General features: G+C 41.7%; 21 protein-coding genes and 1 other annotated feature. Of the genes, 3 read left to right on the top strand and 18 right to left on the bottom strand.

Going from position 1 to position 21020, the window contains the following annotated elements; all coding sequences use genetic code 11:
* Positions 1 to 21 precede the first annotated feature (21 nt).
* Positions 22 to 276, top strand: coding sequence for a metal-sensitive transcriptional regulator (locus tag O3651_RS01060; protein ID WP_015605027.1), 255 nt, complete (start codon positions 22 to 24; stop codon positions 274 to 276).
* 201 nt (positions 277 to 477) lie between these two features.
* Here O3651_RS01060 and O3651_RS01065 read toward each other — a convergent pair whose 3' ends face one another.
* The 12 genes from O3651_RS01065 to O3651_RS01120 form a co-directional block, all read right to left on the bottom strand.
* Complete coding sequence (locus O3651_RS01065) at positions 478 to 771, bottom strand: rhodanese-like domain-containing protein (RefSeq protein ID WP_125372222.1); 294 nt, start codon at positions 769 to 771, stop codon at positions 478 to 480.
* Positions 768 to 2420, bottom strand: coding sequence for an FAD-dependent oxidoreductase (locus tag O3651_RS01070; RefSeq protein WP_371609266.1), 1653 nt, complete (start codon positions 2418 to 2420; stop codon positions 768 to 770). The genes O3651_RS01065 and O3651_RS01070 overlap by 4 nt, the downstream gene beginning before the upstream one ends.
* 13 nt (positions 2421 to 2433) lie before the next feature.
* Entirely contained in the window at positions 2434 to 2742 is a 309-nt protein-coding gene (locus O3651_RS01075; protein WP_045497485.1) for a rhodanese-like domain-containing protein, read from the bottom strand.
* Positions 2743 to 2845: 103 nt separating this feature from the next.
* The gene (locus O3651_RS01080; RefSeq protein WP_371609267.1) at positions 2846 to 4834 is read right to left on the bottom strand and encodes an NACHT domain-containing NTPase; all 1989 of its coding nucleotides are present in this window, start codon (positions 4832 to 4834) and stop codon (positions 2846 to 2848) included.
* Between the two features lie 161 nt (positions 4835 to 4995).
* Positions 4996 to 5289 (bottom strand): 50S ribosomal protein L27, encoded by a 294-nt coding sequence (gene rpmA / locus O3651_RS01085; protein ID WP_005590406.1) that lies wholly within the window; start codon positions 5287 to 5289, stop codon positions 4996 to 4998.
* Between the two features lie 17 nt (positions 5290 to 5306).
* Positions 5307 to 5651: a ribosomal-processing cysteine protease Prp gene (locus O3651_RS01090; RefSeq protein ID WP_005590407.1), complete on the bottom strand. Its 345-nt coding sequence runs from the start codon at positions 5649 to 5651 to the stop codon at positions 5307 to 5309.
* 15 nt (positions 5652 to 5666) lie between these two features.
* The gene (rplU, locus tag O3651_RS01095) at positions 5667 to 5981 is read right to left on the bottom strand and encodes a 50S ribosomal protein L21 (RefSeq protein WP_005591928.1); all 315 of its coding nucleotides are present in this window, start codon (positions 5979 to 5981) and stop codon (positions 5667 to 5669) included.
* Between the two features lie 35 nt (positions 5982 to 6016).
* Positions 6017 to 6104 (bottom strand) — a sequence feature (ribosomal protein L21 leader region).
* A gap of 105 nt (positions 6105 to 6209) precedes the next feature.
* Entirely contained in the window at positions 6210 to 6809 is a 600-nt protein-coding gene (locus tag O3651_RS01100; RefSeq protein ID WP_371609268.1) for a hypothetical protein, read from the bottom strand.
* A 76-nt stretch (positions 6810 to 6885) separates the two neighbouring features.
* Positions 6886 to 8100, bottom strand: a complete 1215-nt coding sequence (thiI, locus tag O3651_RS01105; RefSeq protein WP_371609269.1) for a tRNA uracil 4-sulfurtransferase ThiI — start codon at positions 8098 to 8100, stop codon at positions 6886 to 6888.
* Between the two features lie 3 nt (positions 8101 to 8103).
* Positions 8104 to 9246: a cysteine desulfurase family protein gene (locus O3651_RS01110; protein ID WP_371609270.1), complete on the bottom strand. Its 1143-nt coding sequence runs from the start codon at positions 9244 to 9246 to the stop codon at positions 8104 to 8106.
* A gap of 120 nt (positions 9247 to 9366) precedes the next feature.
* Positions 9367 to 10197 carry a pyruvate, water dikinase regulatory protein gene (locus O3651_RS01115; protein ID WP_371609271.1) on the bottom strand — a complete coding sequence of 277 codons (831 nt, stop codon included), beginning with the start codon at positions 10195 to 10197 and terminating at the stop codon, positions 9367 to 9369.
* Between the two features lie 5 nt (positions 10198 to 10202).
* A complete protein-coding gene (locus O3651_RS01120; protein ID WP_371609272.1) occupies positions 10203 to 10838 on the bottom strand; it encodes a CBS domain-containing protein in 636 nt (211 codons plus the stop codon).
* A gap of 184 nt (positions 10839 to 11022) precedes the next feature.
* Between O3651_RS01120 and ppdK the strand changes: the two genes are divergently transcribed.
* The gene (ppdK, locus tag O3651_RS01125) at positions 11023 to 13656 is read left to right on the top strand and encodes a pyruvate, phosphate dikinase (protein WP_371609273.1); all 2634 of its coding nucleotides are present in this window, start codon (positions 11023 to 11025) and stop codon (positions 13654 to 13656) included.
* Positions 13657 to 13821: 165 nt separating this feature from the next.
* Entirely contained in the window at positions 13822 to 14241 is a 420-nt protein-coding gene (locus O3651_RS01130; RefSeq protein WP_371609274.1) for a DUF6556 family protein, read from the top strand.
* Between the two features lie 170 nt (positions 14242 to 14411).
* Here O3651_RS01130 and O3651_RS01135 read toward each other — a convergent pair whose 3' ends face one another.
* The 6 genes from O3651_RS01135 to hemH all read right to left on the bottom strand — a co-directional run bounded on the left by O3651_RS01135 (position 14412) and on the right by hemH (position 21003).
* Complete coding sequence (locus tag O3651_RS01135) at positions 14412 to 14900, bottom strand: prolyl-tRNA synthetase associated domain-containing protein (RefSeq protein WP_371609275.1); 489 nt, start codon at positions 14898 to 14900, stop codon at positions 14412 to 14414.
* A 12-nt stretch (positions 14901 to 14912) separates the two neighbouring features.
* Positions 14913 to 15497, bottom strand: a complete 585-nt coding sequence (locus tag O3651_RS01140) for a uracil-DNA glycosylase family protein (protein ID WP_371609276.1) — start codon at positions 15495 to 15497, stop codon at positions 14913 to 14915.
* 51 nt (positions 15498 to 15548) lie between these two features.
* Positions 15549 to 16949 (bottom strand): dipeptidase PepV, encoded by a 1401-nt coding sequence (pepV, locus tag O3651_RS01145; protein ID WP_371609277.1) that lies wholly within the window; start codon positions 16947 to 16949, stop codon positions 15549 to 15551.
* A gap of 75 nt (positions 16950 to 17024) precedes the next feature.
* On the bottom strand, positions 17025 to 17630 hold the full coding sequence (locus tag O3651_RS01150) for a nitroreductase family protein (RefSeq protein WP_125379433.1): 606 nt from the start codon (positions 17628 to 17630) through the stop codon (positions 17025 to 17027).
* A gap of 320 nt (positions 17631 to 17950) precedes the next feature.
* Positions 17951 to 19786, bottom strand: a complete 1836-nt coding sequence (gene uvrC, locus O3651_RS01155; RefSeq protein WP_371609278.1) for an excinuclease ABC subunit UvrC — start codon at positions 19784 to 19786, stop codon at positions 17951 to 17953.
* Between the two features lie 122 nt (positions 19787 to 19908).
* Positions 19909 to 21003, bottom strand: coding sequence for a ferrochelatase (hemH, locus tag O3651_RS01160; protein WP_371609279.1), 1095 nt, complete (start codon positions 21001 to 21003; stop codon positions 19909 to 19911).
* Positions 21004 to 21020: the final 17 nt, after the last annotated feature.

Genomic DNA, 21020 nt, shown 5'->3' on the forward strand with positions numbered 1-21020 from the left:
TAAACAAACGAGGAAATCACCGTGAATTCTAATTATATTACCCGCCTCAAGCGCTCTGAAGGTCAGTTAAGAGGCATTCAAAAAATGATTGAAGAGGACAGGGAATGTTCAGATATTCTCACACAGTTATTAGCCGTTCGCTCCAGTGTTGACCGTGTTATTGAGATGGTTATTACTGAGAATTTAACGGATTGCCTAGAAAATCCATCTGATGATCCGAAAAAACAAAGGGAAAGAATAGAGAAAGCTATTCATTTTCTGGTAAATCGAAAATAAGAAGAACAGAAAAAAAGAGGCTGGGACAAAAGTCCTAGCCTCTCAATTGTCTTTGGATTGTCGAGCAAGACGCAGTGGTTGAGTGGGCTCTACTACGCTGATTTCATCAGCTTTTACAGCCCTACTCAACTGTGCGGAGGTGGGACGACGAAATCGAATTCTAACGAATTACCGATTTCTGTCCCACTCTCTTTTTATCTTTTATTCCATCTCTCCAGACCAAGCGTTCATGCCACCTGATACGTTGGTCACATCGAAGCCCTGCATGGCAAGAAATTGGCAAGCAGTCGCTGAACGTGCACCTCCTTGGCAAATGACATAGTATTTGTAGTCAGGATCCAGCTTTTTATAGCCAGTTTCCAACTCACTGAGCGGAAGATTTCCAGCATTTGGGATATGACCCGCCTGAAATTCATGCCTTTCACGCACATCTACGATGGCCAATTTTTCAGATTGATACTGCTTTTCTAAGTCAGCTGCTGATATAGTTTTCATTTTTCTACTCCTTCTGGTTTTACCATTTTGTACAAAGCATAAGCTCCGTCTAGATTTTTCACTGCAAATCCTGCTTGTTTTAAGATTCGCTCGGCAATATAGCTGCGCAGACCGCTGTGACAGCTTACGATATATTCTACTTCCTTATCCAGCTCAGTCAAGCGTTCTCTGAGTTCATTTAGAGGAATATGGACTGTCTTGTCCGCCTTCAGGCGTCCTTGCTTAAACTCATTAAGTGTCCGGACATCTAAAAAGACTTTCCCGCTTGCTAACTCGTATTCCAGCTGGTGCCATTGGATATTTTCACTCAAGCCTTCTGCTAGATTCATCGCCGCATAGCCCAGCATATTGACTGGATCCTTGGCTGAACCAAAAGGTGGTGCATAGGTAAACTCCAGCTCTGGCAAATCAAAAATCGTTAGATTGCCCTTGATAGCCGTCGCCAGGATATCAATCCGCTTATCAACGCCTTTTTTCCCTACACCTTGAGCACCATAGATTTTTCCAGTTTTTGGCTCAAAGAGCAATTTCAAGGTCAAGTCAGTCGCACCTGGATAGTAACCCGCATGATCCTTACCGCTAACATGAATCGCTTGATAAGGCAAATGATTTTGCTGAAGGAAGCGCTCGTTCAAGCCTGTTGAAGCGGCTGTCATGTCAAAGACACGCACAATAGCCGTGCCAATGCTTCCCTTATTCTTCCGCTCCAAGCCAGCAAGCACATCTGCCACCTGACGTCCTTGTCGATTAGCAGGCGAAGCTAGAGCAATCAAAGCATCATCACCAGTAATTTCCTGCTTGACAAGGATGGCGTCTCCGACTGCAAAAATATCTTTCTGGCTCGTCTCATAATGTTCATCAACTAAGATGCCCCCACGAAGACCTGTCTCAATACCTGCTGCCTTGGCCAAGCTATTTTCAGGCTGGACCCCGACAGAGAGAATGGTCACATCTGAAGCCAATTTTTGACCATCTTCCAAGACGATTACTTTGCCATTTTCTTCGAAGCGAGTCGCTGACTGGGAAGTAATGACCTTCACTCCCTTGTCCGCTAATTCAGCTTGGACAAAAGCTGCCATTTCCTCATCCAGCGGTGGCAAAACATGCGGCGCTTTTTCTACGATTGTTACATTCAAGCCACGCTTGCGTAGATTTTCAGCCGTTTCCAGACCGATAAATCCAGCACCTACGACAACAGCCTCTTGTGGCTCTTTATCCAAGGCTAACATGATCTGATCCAAGTCTGGAACATTGCGCAAAGTGAATACATTAGTTGCTTCTGAAAGTCCTTCAATCTCAGGAATAAAAGGCTTCGCCCCCGGTGAAAGAATCAGCTTGTCATACTGCTCTGTGAACTCTGAACCGTCATGAGATACCGTCACCGTATGATCTTCAGGCGAAATTTTCACCACCTCATGAAAAGGTCGCACATCCAAGTTAAAACGCGCCTTGAGACTTTCAGGTGTTTGAACCAAGAGAGCATCTCGCTCAGCAATTTCACCAGAAATATAATAAGGCAGACCGCAGTTCGCAAAAGATACAAAAGGACCTTTTTCAAAAATCACAATTTCAGCATCTTCCATCATCCGTCTTAAACGTGTTGCCGCAGACATACCGCCTGCAACTCCACCAACGATAATAATTTTCATTGTTTAACCCCTTCTACTTAATGGTTTTCCCTGTCCAAGCGCTCATACCACCGCGGACATTGACAACATCATAGCCCTTTTTCTTCAGCTTTTTCGCTGCCATCTTGCTCCGCACGCCTGAATGGCAAATAACGTAAATCGTCTCCTTTTTAGCTGGAGCAAATTGACCAATTTGGCTCAAAGGAATATTCTGGGCCTCTTTGATATGTCCTCTACGAAATTCGGATGGTGTCCGTACATCAATTAGTTGGATATTGGACTTCAATCGCTTCTCCAACTCATCCGTTGAAATACTATCTATCTTTGTAAAAAAATGAAACATATTTTTTCTCCTTTATACCCCTATAGGGTATATTAAAACACTAAGAAGAGAAAATGTCAAGGAAACGATTTCAAAACTAAATAAATCAGCAGATATTGCCGATTTATTTTTTAAAATTCAAAATTGGGATTTTTCTTTTGTCCGCTTCTTTTTCGGTTCTTGTCTTTGTTAGCCAGTCTTCAGTGAAATTTAAACATTCATAAGCACTACTTTTTTTGAAGACTTCATACCATGCAGCGTCTTTACAAATCGTACTATAGTCAATAGAGAAATTAATCAAGTCTAGCTTATACTTTTCCATAAGTTCCATTGCTTCACTTGTTAGTTTTACGTTTTGGAGTTCATTATAAATTTTAACATCCAGTTGAAAATACTCTTGATCCGTTAAATTATCATGATATTTGGAAAATATAAAAAATATCTTTTTTTCTTTAATCTTGGGAAATTTTACAGGCAAAGGCAGTTTTTTATTATCTTGATCTTCAAAATAATCTATTTCAGCAAAAAAATCCATTAAATAACATAAAAAATAAGAATCCAAATCATCGAAACTAATATCTCCCTCACCTTTAGTAGATAAGCTCACTCTGTATAAATTTGTATCCAATTCAACAAAGTCTCTTCCTTCATTTCTACGTTTTAATTCTTCTAAAATTGGCAGGAAGATATTGTAGTTTAACTTTTTCTTATTAAATTCTTTATCCAATTCAGCATAATATTCTAAAGTAGTCAAAATCAAACGTTCATTCATATTTTCAGCAAGAAAAGCAGTTTTAAAAAATTGTTCTTGGGTTTCATCATACAACTCATATAAGTAGTTTGCCGCGTAAAATTCTTGGAAAATATTATGAACAAAATAGTAAGATTGTCCCTCTTTATGTATGATACATAGACAAGTTATCAAATCAGCAAGCAAATCTTCTGCCCTTGTCAAAGATAAGCCTTCGTTATTTAATACCCTATCTAGCAAAGAAAGAATCTCACTTTCTGTAAACTCTGATTTCCCTCCATTATTTTCAAAATAAGTGAGAAAACAGAGATAAGAAATCACCCGCATCATCGTAGACTCAGGTAAGTCGGTTTTAAACTCTCTAGTTAGAGCAACTAGTTTTGAATGATCATGTTCTTTATAGAGCAGTCGATAAGAATCTTTGATAAATGTAGCTTTTTCAGTCGGAAAACTTGCATTTCTTTCAAACATTTGTAGCATCAAAAAAAGCAATATTGGATTTTCTGCAAATGATAGATATTCATCATATAACTCTACTTCTAAACTATTGATAAATCGTTCAAACACCTCATTTTTTTGCTGTGCTATAGGCAATTTACTGATACGACTTATTAATGCTATCGCTTCGTCTTTACTTAAGCCATTCGTTTGGTAGGGATGAAATAAAGAGGCATTATTTATATGATTAAAAGGTAATTTTCGGCTAGTCACAAGGATTGGATTATTAGAATATTTAGTGGCTAATTCTTCTATCTCCGTCGCTGCTTGCTCCATATTATTTGAAGATATTTCATCAAAAGCATCCAAAAGAAAAATAAAACGCCCTTTTTTTGCCATATATTCAAAATACTTAAACTCTAAATCAAACCCTAATACTTTAGCTTCTTCATATATAAAATTTAAAAATTCCCTTCTTTTATTCGAATCAAAATTATATTTCCTCAATTCAATATAAATGGGGATTCTTTGATTATTATTACTCGTAGCTTTTTCAATCTCCTTAAGGAAAAAGTACTTCAGCATGGTTGATTTACCAATACCACCATATCCATAAATCCAAGCATTATCCGATTCTTTTAAAATATTATCTAAATCAGCAGTATAACATCTCACATCACTTATTTCTGATTTTAAATAAGTGGGCTGGAAAATAGAAAGCAAATCGATATTATTTGTACCGCTTAGCACAAATGGAATATTCTTCACTCTCTTAAATGAACCCTCAAAATAGGAGGTAAAACTTTTATTAAATCCAGTTTCAAATTTTTCCCAATTATCTACACCAAAGTCCACCAATTCATCTTTTAATTGAATCAACGTATTATTTAACAAAGCTGAAATAGGTCCGCTTAGAAATCCCATATTGCCCTCCTTAGAATATCCTTATAACAACTCTATTATACAAAAAAAACATTGCATGTAACAACAATTTCTTTTAAAATGATTTCACAAAAGGAAACGATTTCATTTTATCCAAAAATAAAAATCCCAATTTTGAGATAGGGATTTTTATCAATAATGAATTATTTCGCAATTGGGTAAACTGATACTTGTTTCTTATCGCGACCTTTACGTTCAAAGCGTACTACGCCTTCAACTTTTGCGAACAATGTATCATCTCCACCGCGGCCAACGTTAACACCTGGGTAGATGTGTGTACCGCGTTGACGGTAAAGGATAGATCCTCCAGTTACAGTTTGTCCGTCAGCTGCTTTAGCTCCAAGACGTTTTGCTTGTGAATCACGTCCGTTTGACGTTGAACCTCCACCTTTTTTGTGGGCGAAAAGTTGCAAGCTTGCAAGATTCATTTTTAACATAGTGTTTTTCCTCCGTGTTAGTTTTCTGTGATAACTCTGGTTTGGACGAACTCAGAAGAGTTCTCCGATAAGTTTGCCATTCCCAAGAAAAATGATTCAAAGAAAAGCTGAGTCATTTCTCTCTGATGTGGCGGAATATCCATAGGGATTTCTACTCGTAAATATCCGCCTTCTTCTTCGTTTAATTCTAGGATTGGTTCATAGCCTGCAAATTTTTCAATTGAATTGATGAAATTTATGGCAAGCGTAGAAACCGATGCACACACGACATCAAAGCCGTATTCGCCACTTCCGGCGTGTCCAGTAATTTCCGCACTCCTCAGCTCGCCATCTTCGGCTTTCTCAAAGACTGCCTGTATCATGTGTTCTCCTGTAAATTAAGCGTTGATTGCGTTGATGACAACTTTAGTGTAAGGTTGACGGTGACCTTGTTTGCGGTGGCTACCTTTTTTAGGTTTGTACTTGAAAGTAACAACTTTCTTTTGTTTTCCTTGTTTTTCAACAGTTCCAACTACAGTAGCTCCAGAAACAAGCGGAGTTCCGACAACAGTTTTATCACCACCAACAAGAACAACTTCGTTAAAAGTCACTTCTTGACCAGCTTCAACATCCAATTTTTCAACGTAGATAGCTTGACCAACTTCAACTTTAACTTGTTTTCCGCCAGTTTTAATGATTGCGTATGTGCTCATTATGCACCTCCTATGATTTATTGGGGTTTCCCCGTATTTTTGTGAAGACTCGCCTAGCATCGTGGGACGAACCACTTTATACTCACTATGTGGGCAACGATGTTCGAGCGGTTGCACAGGCCGTGCATAGTCAACATTCTTAGTATAGCACTTCTACTAACCTTTTGCAAGTAATTTCATTTAATGAAAACGGATTTTCCACTAAATATCCTCATTCTGTACTTCCATTTATTTAAAATATACAATCTGCCCTTCTTGATTGACATAAACCTCAATAGCTATCGGAGGCTTCAAATGTTTTTTAGCTGATCTGGCAAGACTTTTATTACTATCTGAAACATTGACCTCTCGCTCTTTTCCATCAACGTTAATAGTAAAGGTAATACGAGAATAGGTAGACTTACTTCCTCCGGTCTCGGTATCAACACCAGTCACTAAAGCCAATTTTAGCTCGGTTATCTGATTAGTAAAATAATGATAGCGCCAAATACCATTGGTCATTCGATAGCCTTCATAAGCAGGAAAGATAAAAAACATAAGAAGAACGCCAATTATTGTGACAAAAATAGCTCTGCCCTTACTTTTTTGGCTTTGACGTATGGTATTCCATTTATTTCTCATGGCCTTCTTGACAGAGCCAGCTTCCTTAATATCTTTATGATATCCCCAAAATAAGAGAGCATACAAGCTTAGGAAAATCTGGAAATGAACCAAGAGACCAATAAAATAAGTCCAACTGGGCATTCCAAACAGCAAAGCATTATCTTGTCCATCTTTCCAAGACAATGCTCGCATGAGCCCACTCAAGAAATAATCCCACTCGTTCATAAATTTCCCCTTTTATCTTCAGCATAGATGGATATAATTTCCAGATTCTTTTAGCAGAAAGATACTCCGTAAACTCTTATAACAAGTCCTCAATCAGCTCATCAACTTCATCAGTCTCTGCTTGTGGTCTGATTTCTGTAATCATGATGCCTGCAACAGCGCGCTCTACCAAGCCTTCAACATCTAGACGAGCTTCGTACTTCTCAGCATTCTTGATTTTTGGATTAGTTTTAGGCCGGTCTGGCGCAAAAATAGTACAGCAGTCTTCAAATGGCTGGATAGAGATTTGGAAAGTATCGATTTTTTCTGCAATCTCAATGATTTCCAGCTTGTCCATCGTCACGACAGGACGGATAACCGGTGTATTGGACACGGCGTTAATAGCCTGCATACTCTCGATGGTTTGACTTGCCACCTGGCCAAGACTTTCTCCATTGATAATGACTTGACCGCCCCTCTCCTCCCGAATCCGGTCCGTAATGCGCATCATAAAGCGACGTGTCAGTGTCATGAGATAGGCTTCTGGAGCCTTGGCCTTGATCTCCTCCTGAATCTCTGTAAAAGGCACTTCGATAAACTGGATATTGCCGCCAAACTTGGTCAATTTTCGCGTCAAATCTTGAGCTTTTTTCAACGCACCTGGGCTAGTATAAGGCGGACTAGCAAAGTGAACCGCCTCGATGTCTACACCACGCTTGAGAGCCAGATAACCAGCCACCGGTGAGTCAATCCCACCAGACAGCATGAGCATGCCTTTTCCTGAAGTACCGACTGGCAGTCCTCCAGCACCACGAATCGTCTCATAAGAGATATAGGCCGCTTCTTCACGAATCTCAACGCGCAGGTCAATATCTGGCGCTTTCATCTTGACCTGAACATTTGGAATGGTCTTAAAAACAGCATCTCCCAGCGTCTGGTTAAGCTCGCGGCTATCCAATTCAAAGCTGTGGTCACTGCGCTTGCTGGAAATCTTAAAGGTCATGCCCTCTTGATAGACTTCCTTCATGATGGTTTGGACAGCTTCGATTAGGGCTGGTACAGATTTTTCGATTTTGTAAGACGGGGAGAAATTCTGAATCCCAAAAATCTGCTTGAGCGACTCAGCGACCGGCTGATAGTCTGTTCCATGCAGATAGACATGGGTCCGGTCACGGTCAGCCTTGACATGGACCTGCGGATAGACTGACAAGACAGCCTGTATATTGCGTTTGAGTTTATTGATAAAGCGCATGCGGTTCTTGCCCTTGGTAGACAGCTCACCATAGCGCACCATAATTTCTGAATATTGCATTGTTTACCTTACTTTTCTGGTTTTTTCGTAAATAATTTTAAAAGTTGTCAAAAACTGCTCCATCTGGCTCATATCATTATCAAGATCCAAACTGATACGGACAGCCGTTTGAGCGAGAGACTTTTCGACTCCCATAGCGATTAGCGTTCCCGCTGGCTTACCGGCCTTGGAAGAGCAAGCACTGGTCGTCGAGATGTAGATCTCGTAGTCTTCAAATGCGTGGACGACGACTTCACCCCGCACTCCCTTGATACCGAAGGTCAGGATATGGGGAGCAAAATCTTCCAAGCCTGAGAAGACCACCACATCTGGATACTTCTGCAGCTCTTCAAGGATAATCTTCTTCATCTGAGCCGTCCGCTGGGCAAATACTTCTTGCTTTTCCATGGACAATCGCAGAGCCTTGGCTGTCGCTGCAATGCCAGCTAAATTTTCCGTCGTTGATCGCTTGTCCGACTCCTGACCGCCACCTGTCAAGAGGGGACTGATTTTCTTGCCAGACTTGATATAGACAAATCCTACGCCCCGAAGGCCGTGAAATTTATGACTGGAGAATGTTGCAAAATCCACGCGATCCGTCAGATAAGCACCTGTCGGAATCTTCGTAACAGCCTGCACAGCGTCCACGTGAAAGGAAATAGTCGGCTTGTCTGCTAGCAGTTCGGATATTTTCTGGATAGGCTGAATACTGCCGATTTCGTTATTGACAGCCATGACCGAAACCAGAGTGGTGTCTGGTCGAATCAACTCCGCTAGTTTGTCTACATCAACAAAACCCGCCTTATCTACTGGCGCAAAATCAACTTCAAATCCCTGACTCTGCAACCAGAGAGCTGATTCTTTAACCGCGGGATGTTCAATGTTGGATACGATGATGTGTTTTCCAAAGGGAACTTTTTCAAAAGCAACTCCTTTAAGTACCCAGTTATCCCCTTCTGTTCCTCCAGACGTAAAAAAAATCTCCGATGAAGACTTGCCTAAAAGCTCTGCTATTTGCCGACGAGAGGCTTCTAAGAGACGGGTAGCCTGGCTGCCCAAACTATGCAGGCTAGAAGGATTGCCCCAGATTTTAGAAGCCACTTCTGTGTAGGTGGCCAGCGCCTCTGGATAAGGCTTGGTTGTCGCTGAATTATCTAAATAAATCATCTTTTTCCTCTGTATTTATCAGTAAAAATCAATACTCCTATTGTATCACGAAACGAGCCTAGGAACAAGAAAAGGGCGCAGTTCCTACCTGATAAATTTAGGAACCGGCCCTGAAGACGATTACTTCGCCTCGCCAATCATATCTAATTTTTTTAAATAATCTTCAATCAGGAAAGCTGTTTCTTCAATTGATTTATCTGTAATATTGATGACCTCCGTCTGATATTTTCTAAAGACTTCTTTGGAATAGTCTAATTCCTGATAAATCTTTTCCAAATCTGTGTAACTGGTCGAGTGGGATAGCCCCAGCGAATTGAGGCGGTTGCTACGAATTTTGGCTAATTTTTCTGGCTCACAGACCAGACCGATCATCCTACGCTTGTCCACCTTGTCTAAAACTTGAGGAAGCGGAACTTCTGGAATCAAAGGTAAATTGGAAACTTTATAGCCCTTATTGGCCAGAAAAATGCTGAGAGGAGTTTTGGAAGTCCGTGAAACTCCTAATAGAACTAGATCCGACTCCAAAAATCCCTGCGGAGATTTGCCATCATCATACTTTACTGCAAACTCAATCGCTGATATTTTATTAAAATATTCCGTATCCAAACGGTGTAAGGTTCCTGGTATCTCAATCGGGCTAATCCCAGTTTTTTCTCCTATGATTTCAAAGAAAGGGTGCATGAGATCAATGTAGGACAGCTTGTGGTTTTGGCTAAATTCTCTAGCTAGTCTAGCTAATTCTCCATTTACCAAGGTACTGATGACCAAGGCATCATCTTTTAAAGCATCTTGCAAAATTTCCAGCAATTCTTGCTCTTTGTCTATAAAAGGAAAACGGTAGCTATTATTAAATGTCAAATCTGGATACTGCGCACTTACAGCTGACAAGAGTCGCTGCGAGGTTCCTCCCAAAGAATCCGAAATGCTATATACAATAATTTCTTTCTTCATTATCACTACTCCTGTCTCTTTACTTCCGCTTGGCGCGCTTCCTGAATGATATAGTTCAGCAGAGCTGTCTTAGTCACCGTTCCTAAAATCTTGCGCTCATTATCTTTCTCTACCACAGGCAGGGAGTCAATGGCAAAATCCTGCAAAAGAGCGGCCACCTCTAGTATATTCATATCCTTATTGCAGGTTCTAAGATGAGGCATCCGCGTCATACAAACTGCAATAGGCGTTATTCCGATACTACTGGATAAAGCCGCTCGTAGCAAATCCTTGCGCGAGACAATTCCTAAGAGTAGCTTCTTTTCATCAATGACATAAAGAACATCCGCGTCATACATAAAGAGCCTTATCACCGCATCCTGGATGAAAGTGTCTTGAGACACCAAAACGGGAGAAACCATAATATCTTCCGCTTTCTTGCGAAAAGTGTCAAAGAAAAATAAGGTCTCTAAATCATTTCCTGAATAAGTATAGCCAACCTTTGGCGTCGCTTTTAAAATGCCAACCAGCGTCAAAAAGGACAGGTCTGAGCGTAAAGTTGCTCTAGAAATCTCCATCAGTTCTGAAATCTTTTCTCCGCTGACTGGCTGCTCTTTCTTGACAATGTCAACAATCTGCTTTTGGCGTGCTGATAATTCCAATGCAATATGTCTCCTTTTTAGAAATAGAATACTCTATTTTTCATCTTTTTCTGTCATATTATATCATATTTTTATCTTATATCAATGAAATATAACGATTTTTTCCATTGACAAATATATATGATGTATATTAGAATATAAACCAGATATATGTGACACATTTTTGTCTATTTGGAGGTAAGATATGACGAAATGGATTTATTCCTTTGAGGAAGGACGAGCCGAGCAAAATGCTCTTTTGGGTGGTAAAGGGGCCAATCTGGCTGAAATGACCAATTTAGGACTGCCAGTTCCGCCGGGATTCACCATTACGACGGAAGCCTGTATGCATTTTTTAAATAAGCCCTCCTTTTTTGAAGAAACATTAAGAGAGAATATTTTGCAGGCTATTTCTGAACTGGAGCAAAAAACCGGCCAATGCTTCTCAGGAAATGAAGAGGAGCAACTGCTAGTCTCTGTGCGTAGTGGTGCTAAGTTTTCTATGCCTGGCATGATGGATACGATTTTAAACTTAGGATTAAATGACCTGCGAACCCAAACCTTGGCTTCCAAAACCAATATGGCTTTTGCCTATAATTGCTATCGCAGGCTTCTCCAGATGTATGCAGATGTCGTTTTCCAAATTCCAAAAGAGGACTTCGATCACTTGCTATCCTATTTTGAGAAGAATGCTGGTAAGACTGCCAACGACTTTAGTTTGGAAGAGCACCAAGCTCTCATCGATCAGTACAAGCAACTCTACCGTGAACATTATCAGACTTTTCCTCAAAATCCTAAGGAACAACTCTTCGCTGCTATCAAAGCCGTTTTCCGCTCTTGGAATAATCCACGGGCTCAGGTCTATCGCAAGCTCAATCAGATTCCAGAAGATTTAGGAACCGCCGTTAATATTCAAGTCATGGTCTTTGGCAACTTTGATCAAGAAAGCGGAACTGGAGTCGTCTTCACTCGAAATCCAGCAACTGGTCAAAAGAGCCTCTTTGGCGAATTTCTTTTAAATGCCCAAGGAGAAGATGTCGTGGCTGGTATCCGCACGCCCAAGCCCATTCAAAATCTGAAAGAAAAGATGCCAGTAGCCTATGCTGCTTTTCAAGAATATGCCCACATCCTTGAAGATCACTACAAAGATATGCAGGATATCGAATTTACAATCGAAAAGGGCAAGCTCTATATCCTGCAAACCCGTAATGGTAAGCGAACGGTCAAGGCTGCTTTGAAAATAGCTCTACAATTAGTGAAAGAAGGCAAGATAGACAAGTGCGAGGCCATTCGGCGGATTAGCCCTGCTCATATTAATCAGCTGATTCACCCAGTCTTTGATGAAAATAAGCTCCAGCAAGCGACAATTTTAGCGCAGGGATTGCCAGCCAGTCCCGGTGCTGCAACAGGAAAAATTGTCTTTACTGCCAAGCGAGCCAAAGAACTACATGAAGCTGGCGAAAAAGTTGTGCTGGTCCGGCAAGAAACTTCTCCCGAAGACATAGAAGGAATGATTGTTAGCCAAGCAATCGTCACCAGCCAAGGTGGGATGACCTCACATGCGGCAGTGGTCGCTCGAGGGATGGGAACCTGCTGTGTCGCAGGATGTGGAGATCTGCTTGTCCAAGAGGACAGCAAGACCATCCAGTGCGGAGATATCTTGCTCAATGAAGGAGATATTCTATCCGTAGATGGTCGGACTGGTTTTCTTTATCTGGGGCAAATTCCGACTGTTTCAGTAGAAAATGATCAGGATTTGCAGCTCTTGCTGACTTGGGCTGATGAAGTTGCGAAACTCTCCGTCCGCGCCAATGCTGAAACAATCCACGATTTGCAAACCGCTATTAGCTTTGGAGCACAAGGCATTGGACTAGCACGAACCGAGCATATGTTTTTCGGTGAGGAAAGAATCCTGCAAATGAGGAAATTAATTCTGGCCGAAAATGAGATAGAAAGACGGGAGGCACTTGCCCATCTCCTCGATTACCAAGCCGAAGACTTCTATCAGATGTTCCAAACTGTTGGTAAAAAACCCATGATTGTCCGTCTATTGGATCCCCCTATGCACGAGTTCCTCCCGAAAGACCATCTAGAAATTGCCCTGCTGGCTGAAAAGCTCAATAAAAAAACTAGTCAACTAGAAAGAAAAATCACGCAATTGCAAGAAACAAATCCTATGCTTGGCCATCGTGGCTGTCGCTTGGGAATTACCTTGCCAGATATCTATAAGATGCAAATAGAAGCTATCTTTAGCAGCGCCATTCGACTGCAGCAAGAAGGACATCCAGTCCGTCCTGAAATTATGATTCCATTAATTGCTACGAAATCAGAGCTTATCTATCTAAAAGAGTTGCTCATCAAGCATATCGAATGGATTTTCAAAAAGTATCAATGCCCGCCATTCCCATATGACATTGGTACCATGATCGAACTACCGAGAGCCTGCTTCATTGCCGATCAGCTGGCTCAGGAAGCGGACTTCTTCAGCTTTGGAACCAATGACTTGACCCAGATGACTTTTGGCTTTTCAAGGGATGATATCGGAAAATTCCTCAATGATTATAAAGAGAAAAAGTTGCTCACCCAGGACCCCTTTCAAAGCCTTGACCAAGAAGGTGTCGGCCAATTGATGAAATTGGCGATTGAAAAAGCTCGCCAAGTAGAGCCAAACCTATCCATCGGAGTTTGTGGTGAAGTTGGCGGTGATCCGGCTTCCATTCCTTTCTTACAAGAAATAGGAGTCACTTATGTCTCTTGCTCCCCTTATCGAGTCCCAGCTGCTCGGCTAGCCGTGGCTCAAGCTGCCCTTGACTCTGAAACGACACCAAAACAGCTCTAACATTTTGATAAAACCAACAGCTCTAAGAGGCTTATCTCTCCGCCTTTTAGAGCTGTTGTTATTTATCTTTTGTGTACGTTTTCATTTGAAATTTTCAAATTTTTGGAAGACTTTTCTAAATAAAAGACGTATAATAAATTAAGAACGAAAAGGAGCGACTTTTACATGGAAAACTATTCTCGCAAAGAAAAAAATAACAGCACTTCAAATCGAAAACCAGCTAGTCAGCATATTAAAACTGGCTTTTCCGCCCTCCAAAAGACTATTGCTACAATTGCCAGTCTTCTTTCAATCGTCATTGCTTGCTTTACCATCATGAACCTTATGAACAACAATGACTCAAAATCAAAAACTGATACAGGCAACTCGACTACGACTACTACCATCATCAAAGAGGTAGAAAAAGAGTCTACATCTGTTAGCTCGACTCCAACAGAAACTTCTGCTGCTACTGAGACCGAAACATCCTCAAGCTCTTCAAGCGCAGAAACGAATACGAGCCATACAACTCCTTCCACTGATAGCAGTTCGACAAGCCAAGACCAGCATACAACAACAGAGTCCAGCACTCAATCATCCAACTAGGAACATTTGGAAGAGTGCCCCTTATCCAATCTGTCCAATAAAGCCTGAATATCACTCAGGCTTTTTTCATTGCCAGCCTCCTCTTACTATTTTAAAAAATTCTTGGCCTTTCTATGATTTTTGGAACCAAAAAAACTGCAAGGCAAGAAGCCTCACAGTTTTTCCAGAAATCAAAGTTCCAAAATTTGATAATCATAGCCCAGATGAGTCAAGAACTTAAAAAGATCTTGGGTGGCGACAAAAATCGTCTTTTCATTGGTATTGGGATGGAAAGTCATGATATCCTCTGTTACAATGTCCTTGTCAAAATAGACCTGAATGTCTCGCTCTGGATTATTCAGAAGCCCGAAGGGCGATACCGTTCCTGGTGGCAATTCCATTTTTTCAAAGAGAGAATCAGCTGAAGCCATACGAATACGATTGGCTGAGACCAAGTCTTTAAACAAGTCCATATCTAGACTCTTTTGGTCATCCATAATCAGCAGATAATATTGAGTTTTCTTCTTATTGGTCAAAAACATGGACTTAGTCCGGACTCCTTCGATTCCTTCGATATAGGAGTCAGCCTGCTCTGTCGTAAATGCAGGTGGGTGCTCCACCACATCAAAGGTAATCCCCAACTCTTGCAACTTGTTAGCTACTTGTTGATAAGCATCCATAGTTTTCCTCCTTTATTGATGAATAACCTTTTGTACCAATGCTTGCAAATCTGGCACAACCTCCTCTGCAAACCAAGGATTTTTCGCCATCCAGATTTGGTTGCGGGGCGATGGATGGACCAGTGGGAAAAAGTCTGGCAGGTAGTCTTGATAATGCCGAACCGTCTCGGTCAGTTTGACATTTCCTTTTTGCTGCAGATAATATTTCTGCGCATACTGGCCAATCAAAATAGTCAGCTCAATATTTGGCAACAGCTCTAAAATCGGCTGGTGCCATTTGTCTGCAAACCCCTTGCGAGGCGGTAAGTCCCCAGACTTGCCATGCCCCGGGAAATAGAAATCCATGGGCAGAACCGCAAAGTAGCCAGAATGATAAAAAGTCTCTTCATCAACACCCAGCCATTCTCTCAGCCGGTCACCACTCTTGTCCTTCCAGTAAAGCCCCGCTTGCTGGGTTTTCAGACCCGGCGCTTGACCGACAATGTTAATCCGAGCATTCTTAGGCGCTGCAAAGAGTGGTTTGATTCCCTGCTTTGTAAATTCTTGATTTTCTGGATCGGCCATAATGGCCTTGCTAATCTTTTCTACTGTCTGCATGGCAGCTCCTTATAAAGAAACTCATCTGGCAGAGCCAAATGAGTTTTTATCTTATTTGATCAATTCGTAGATGGCTTCCGCATAGATTGCAGCTGCACGGAATAGATCTTCAACATCGATAAATTCATTGGCCTGGTGCATGGTATCGATATAGTCTGGGAACATCGCACCATAAGCAACTCCACGTTTCAAGAGGCGTCCAAAGGTACCACCACCGATAACTTGCTCATGACCTTTCAGTCCCGTTTGTTTTTCATAAACAGCCAGCAAGGTCTGCACCAACGGATCTTCCATCGGTACATAGTGAGGAGTATGTCCATGCTCAGACAGGGTCACTTTGGTAACTGGCAACTGCTCTAACACATTCTGAATAGCTTCTGGACTGGTTCCCTTAGGATAGCGAATATTGAGGGCAATTGTATTATCGGCCTTATTTTCGTCAAAGCGGAAAACGCCCGCATTCATTGACAGAGCTCCCATCTTCTCATCCACATGAGCAATCTTCAAGTTCTTACCCTCATGGTCATTTAGGAGAATATTTCCAGCTACATCTAGATAATCCTTAGCTGGGCCAGCAAAGTCAAACTGCGTTAGGAATTTGGCCAAATAGGTTGTACCATTGATACCAGACTGAGGAGAGGCACCGTGCGCAGACTTACCGATAATGGTCACAGTGACTTGGCCACCAGCTAGTTCTTCATAAGTAAAGTCTAGCCCATTTTCCTTAGCAAACTGCTCCAATTTATCAACTAGATTTGGCAAATGACCTGACAAGACAGCTGTACCAGACTCAGGAACCATGTTTTCCCGCAAACCGCCAGTAAAGCTATGCAGGCGTGCTGCGCCAGCATTTTCACCAGCAAAATGCAAGTACTCTGTGATATTTCCTTTTTCACCATTGATAATCGGAAATTCAGCGTCTGGTGAGAAGCCGAAATCAGGCTCAGGCAGGCCTACATGAGCAAAGTAATACTCCATGTCTTTCCAGCCAGACTCTTCATCTGTCCCGACCACAAAGCGCACGCGCTTAGATACAGGCAAGCCCAATTCCTTGATGATTTTCAAACCGTAGTAACATGCCATAGTCGGTCCCTTGTCATCACTAGAACCACGGGCATAGAGACGGCCATCCTTAATCGTCGGTGTATAAGGGTCTGTATCCCAACCACTTCCAGCAGGTACCACATCCATATGGGCAAAGATACCCAGTTCTTCTTCTCCTTGACCAAAAGTAAAGTGACCAGCATAATTGTCCACATTTTGAGTCGGGTAACCATCACGTTCAGCAATTTCCAAGAACTTATGCAAGGCCTTTACAGGACCAGGTCCAAAAGGATGCTCCTTATCTGCCTTAGAATCATCCCGCTCTGAATTAATTTCTAAAAGGCTGAACAAGTCCGCCAACAGAGCTTCTCTACGTTTTTCAACTTCTGCTTTAAAATCAATTGTCATTTTCTCACCTCTATAAAACACTTCGATTTAAAGTATGTTTTAAAAATTAAATCGCGATTTCTATTTTTTACTTTATTAACGCTTTTCGATAATCTCGTCAACTGGTAAACGATAGCTAGGCTCTAGCTTGTCGTCTGTATAACCAACAGTAATTAAGAGTTCTGGACGGAAACGCTCATCAATCTCCAAAACTTGGTTGACTTTTGATTTGTCAAATCCTAGGATGATATTTGAGCCAATACCTTGGTCAGTCAAGGCCAAAACGAGGTTCATAGCGACCAAACCCGCATTAAGGGCCAAGTAATCACTCTTTTGTTGGTCATTATAACGAGCAAACTCAGCTGGTAAATTTTGCATGTAAAATTGCAGCTGCTCATCAGAAAAATTTTTTACCCCAGCGACACGCGCGATCTTGCGTGCCCGCTTAGCCAAATCCGTATCTGTAAAGAGGGCAATTGTCACTGGAGCTTCCTTGATTTGCTCTTGGTTGGAGCCAAAGGTAATACCCGCTAAAGCTTCATTTCGCTCACGCACTACTACAAACTTCCAAGGCTGACTATTATGAGCACTTGGTGCCAAGGTCGCAATTTCAATAGCTGTACGGACATCCTTAGGATCCACCGGTTTGTCATTGAAATGCTTCGTCGCATGACGCTTTTTGTTTAATTCAAGAAATTTCATAATTGGTTTCCTTTTCTAATTTCTGTTACTCTTATTTTACCACAAATTGAAAGAGCTTGCAGAGGTTTTTCATGAAGTTGTGCATCCTTATTTTCTATTCCAATGCTAATGAAATCATACTAGCCTGAACATCCATAAATTTATCTTCAAATTGTGTCATCATTACATTCTTATTTGTAAAATCTTTACGCAGGAAAGCAAATTTTTTCAACTTCAGACTGATTTGACTTTTCTATAGAAATCATAATTGACTCTCCATTTTGGTTCACTTCTTTCCAATTATGCCACAAAAGACCGTTTACACGGTCTTGCTTTATATATTAACTATCCAACCCTACCAAAGGCTCCGCCACTTCTAACAAAGGTCGGGATGGCTCTGTTTGATTGAGTTTTGCCTGCACAGCTTCTGCCACCGCTCGCGGTACGCCCACTTCGACGATTTCATCGACACTAGCTTCTTTAATCTTGGTCAGTGATTTGAAATGCTTCATGAGATTTTGCTTGCGTTTTGGCCCCAAGCCTTCAATGCCATCTAGCTGCGATGAGAAGGAATTCTTAGACCGAAGCTGACGGTGGAAGGTAATGGCAAAACGGTGGACCTCATCTTGGATGCGTTGGAGGAGGAAAAATTCCTGAGAATTACGGGACAGTTCTACGACTTGCAGAGGATCGCCAAAGAGCAATTCATGGGTTTGGTGCTTGTCATTTTTTTGCAGTCCCGCGATGGGAATATCCAGCCCCAACTGGTTCTGGATAACTTCTTTAGCAATATTGACCTGACCCTGCCCACCGTCAATGACAATCAGATCTGGTGGCGTCAGCCCGTCACGAATGACCCGACTATAGCGGCGCTTGATAACCTCTCGCATACTGGCGTAGTCGTCCGGCCCTACCACGGTCTTGATCTTGTATTTGCGATAGTCCTTCTTGCTAGGCTTGCCATTGACAAAGACCACCATAGCCGATACGGGACTGGTCCCCATGATGTTTGAGTTATCGAAAGACTCAATCCGAACGGGCGTCGGAATGTTAAGGAGCTTCCCTAGATTTTCGATAGCGCCCTGCGTTTTCTCAACGGATTTCTCCAAAAGGTCAAATTTCTGCTGGAGACTGACCCGAGCATTCTTAATAGCCAGATTGACCAACTGTTTCTTTTCGCCTCGCTGAGGCTTGACTACTTTGGTATCCACAACGGCCCGAACAGCTTCTTCGTCAATGTTTGCTGGAATTAAAATTTCATTGGGCTTGAGGTGGGACTTTTCTTGGTAAAACTGGCCAATATAGGTCAGGAAATCTTCGTCGGGATCATTGTAATAAGGGAAAAGATTGACATCACGCTCGATAAGTTTGCCCTGGCGGACAAAGAAGACTTGGACGCACATCCAGCCCTTGTCCACATAGTAACCAAAAACATCCCGATTCTGCAAATCTTTAGCCATGACCCGCTGCTTGGTACGCAAGGTTCCAATAGCCTGAATCAGATCACGGTATTCGGCTGCCCGCTCAAATTCCATAGCTGTAGCTGTTTTATTCATCTTATCACGGAGCTCATCGATAATCTTATCGTCCTGTCCCTTGAGAAAATCCGACACTTCCTGAGCCATATTCTTGAAATACTGGCTATCCCGCTTGCAAATCGTATGGGCTTCGCATTGCCCCAAATGATAATAAAAGCAGACTTTTGCAGGTGGATTGGTACATTTTTTGAAAGTGAAAATTCGATCGAGCAGGCGCTTGATTTCATTGGCTGCACCGACGTCTGGATAAGGCCCAAAATAAAGACCACCATCCTTTTTGACTTGGCGCGTGATAATCAGACGCGGATAGACTTCGTTGGTAATCTTAATAAAAGGATAGGACTTATCGTCCTTGAGCATGATATTGTACTTGGGCTTATTTTCCTTGATTAGATTGATTTCTAGGAGCAAAGCCTCAATGTTGGACTCGGTTACAATAAACTCAAAATCCTCAATCTCGGAAACCAGGGCCTCCGTCTTGGTATCGTGGCTGCCACGGAAATAAGAGCGAACCCGATTACGCAGATTTTTGGCTTTTCCGACATAGATAATAGTACCGTTTTTATCCTTGTGAATGTAACAGCCGGGACTGGTCGGCAACAGTTCCAGCTTGGATTGGATTAGCTTGTTTGTAGACATATTTCTCCAAAATCCTATCTTTTCAATAGAAACTTCTCATTTTCCTAGAACATGCACTTCCCTAACAATTCATGATCATTCCTCGTTGCAAATGTTTATTTCTAGGTTGGTAGATCTTAGGCTTACTTTGATTCTTGCGCCCTTTTTTCTAACATTTTCTTTATGAAATAAGGCATTTTGACATTTTCTCTGCCCTTTTTCTCTATCAACTTTTTGACAAATTCAGGCATCTGAAGTTCTTCCGTTTCACTTAAGATTTGATTACTTTCTTCTGAAGGAGCCAATTCGTCAAAGGTTGTTTCTTCTGGGTGCATGTATCGAAGCTCTTCTGTTTCATGCTGACGAATAGTTGCTAATAATGCAGCAATCAGACGGGAGTCTGTGTTAGGCATTGGTGGGCGATGATAAGCCACACCGAGTTCTTGGCACAATTCCTGACACTCCACGTCATTATCGAACAGTACCTCGATATGTTCGCTGATGAAACTAATTGGGACAAAGATATAATGTTGTGGATGAGTCGTCTGATCTCGGAGATATTCTAGGACATCTGGCTTGATCCACGGCAAGCCAATATCGCTTTCGCTCTGCCAGGTATTGGTATATTCAGATGGAGCCAAACCCAGCCGATGTGCAATCAACTGTGAGTTTTCAATAATCTGATCAATATATGGATCTTCAAAATCAAGCGCCAAAACTGGTACACTATGAGCTGAAAAGATGACCTTAAAACTTTCATCTTTGACTTGCGTTTGCAAGATTTTCCTGATTTCTTCCTCCCAAAAGCGAAGCAAATCCTCAGCCTGATACCATTCTTTGATAATATGGAATTTAATTGTCTGGCTCGTAATAAATTTTTCATACCCCATGACAGAGTAAAAAGAATAATGCGGTTCTAAAATCAAGCAGATACATTCCTCAATCCCGTCATCCTCCATCTGCTTAATAACATCTGGAATAAAGGGGCGAGAAAATTTATTAGCAAAATAGACAGCATACTCTCCTTTTAAAGCTTCCTTCACCAGCTCAACCTCTGTCCGCGTGATGCGTTGCAGGGGGCTGCCACCAATACGCTGATAATTATCATGAAGGTGCTGAATCTCCTGATCAGTAGGTCGCACACCACGACGGATATTCGTGAAAAATTCTGCAATATCCTCAAAAGTATAACCCTCTGGCGATCCAAAGGTCATCATTAGAATAGCTTTTTTAGTCATAAGTTCCTCTCTTTGTA

The sequence above is a fragment of the Streptococcus sp. 27098_8_73 genome (genome assembly GCF_041432495.1).
Taxonomy (GTDB): domain Bacteria; phylum Bacillota; class Bacilli; order Lactobacillales; family Streptococcaceae; genus Streptococcus.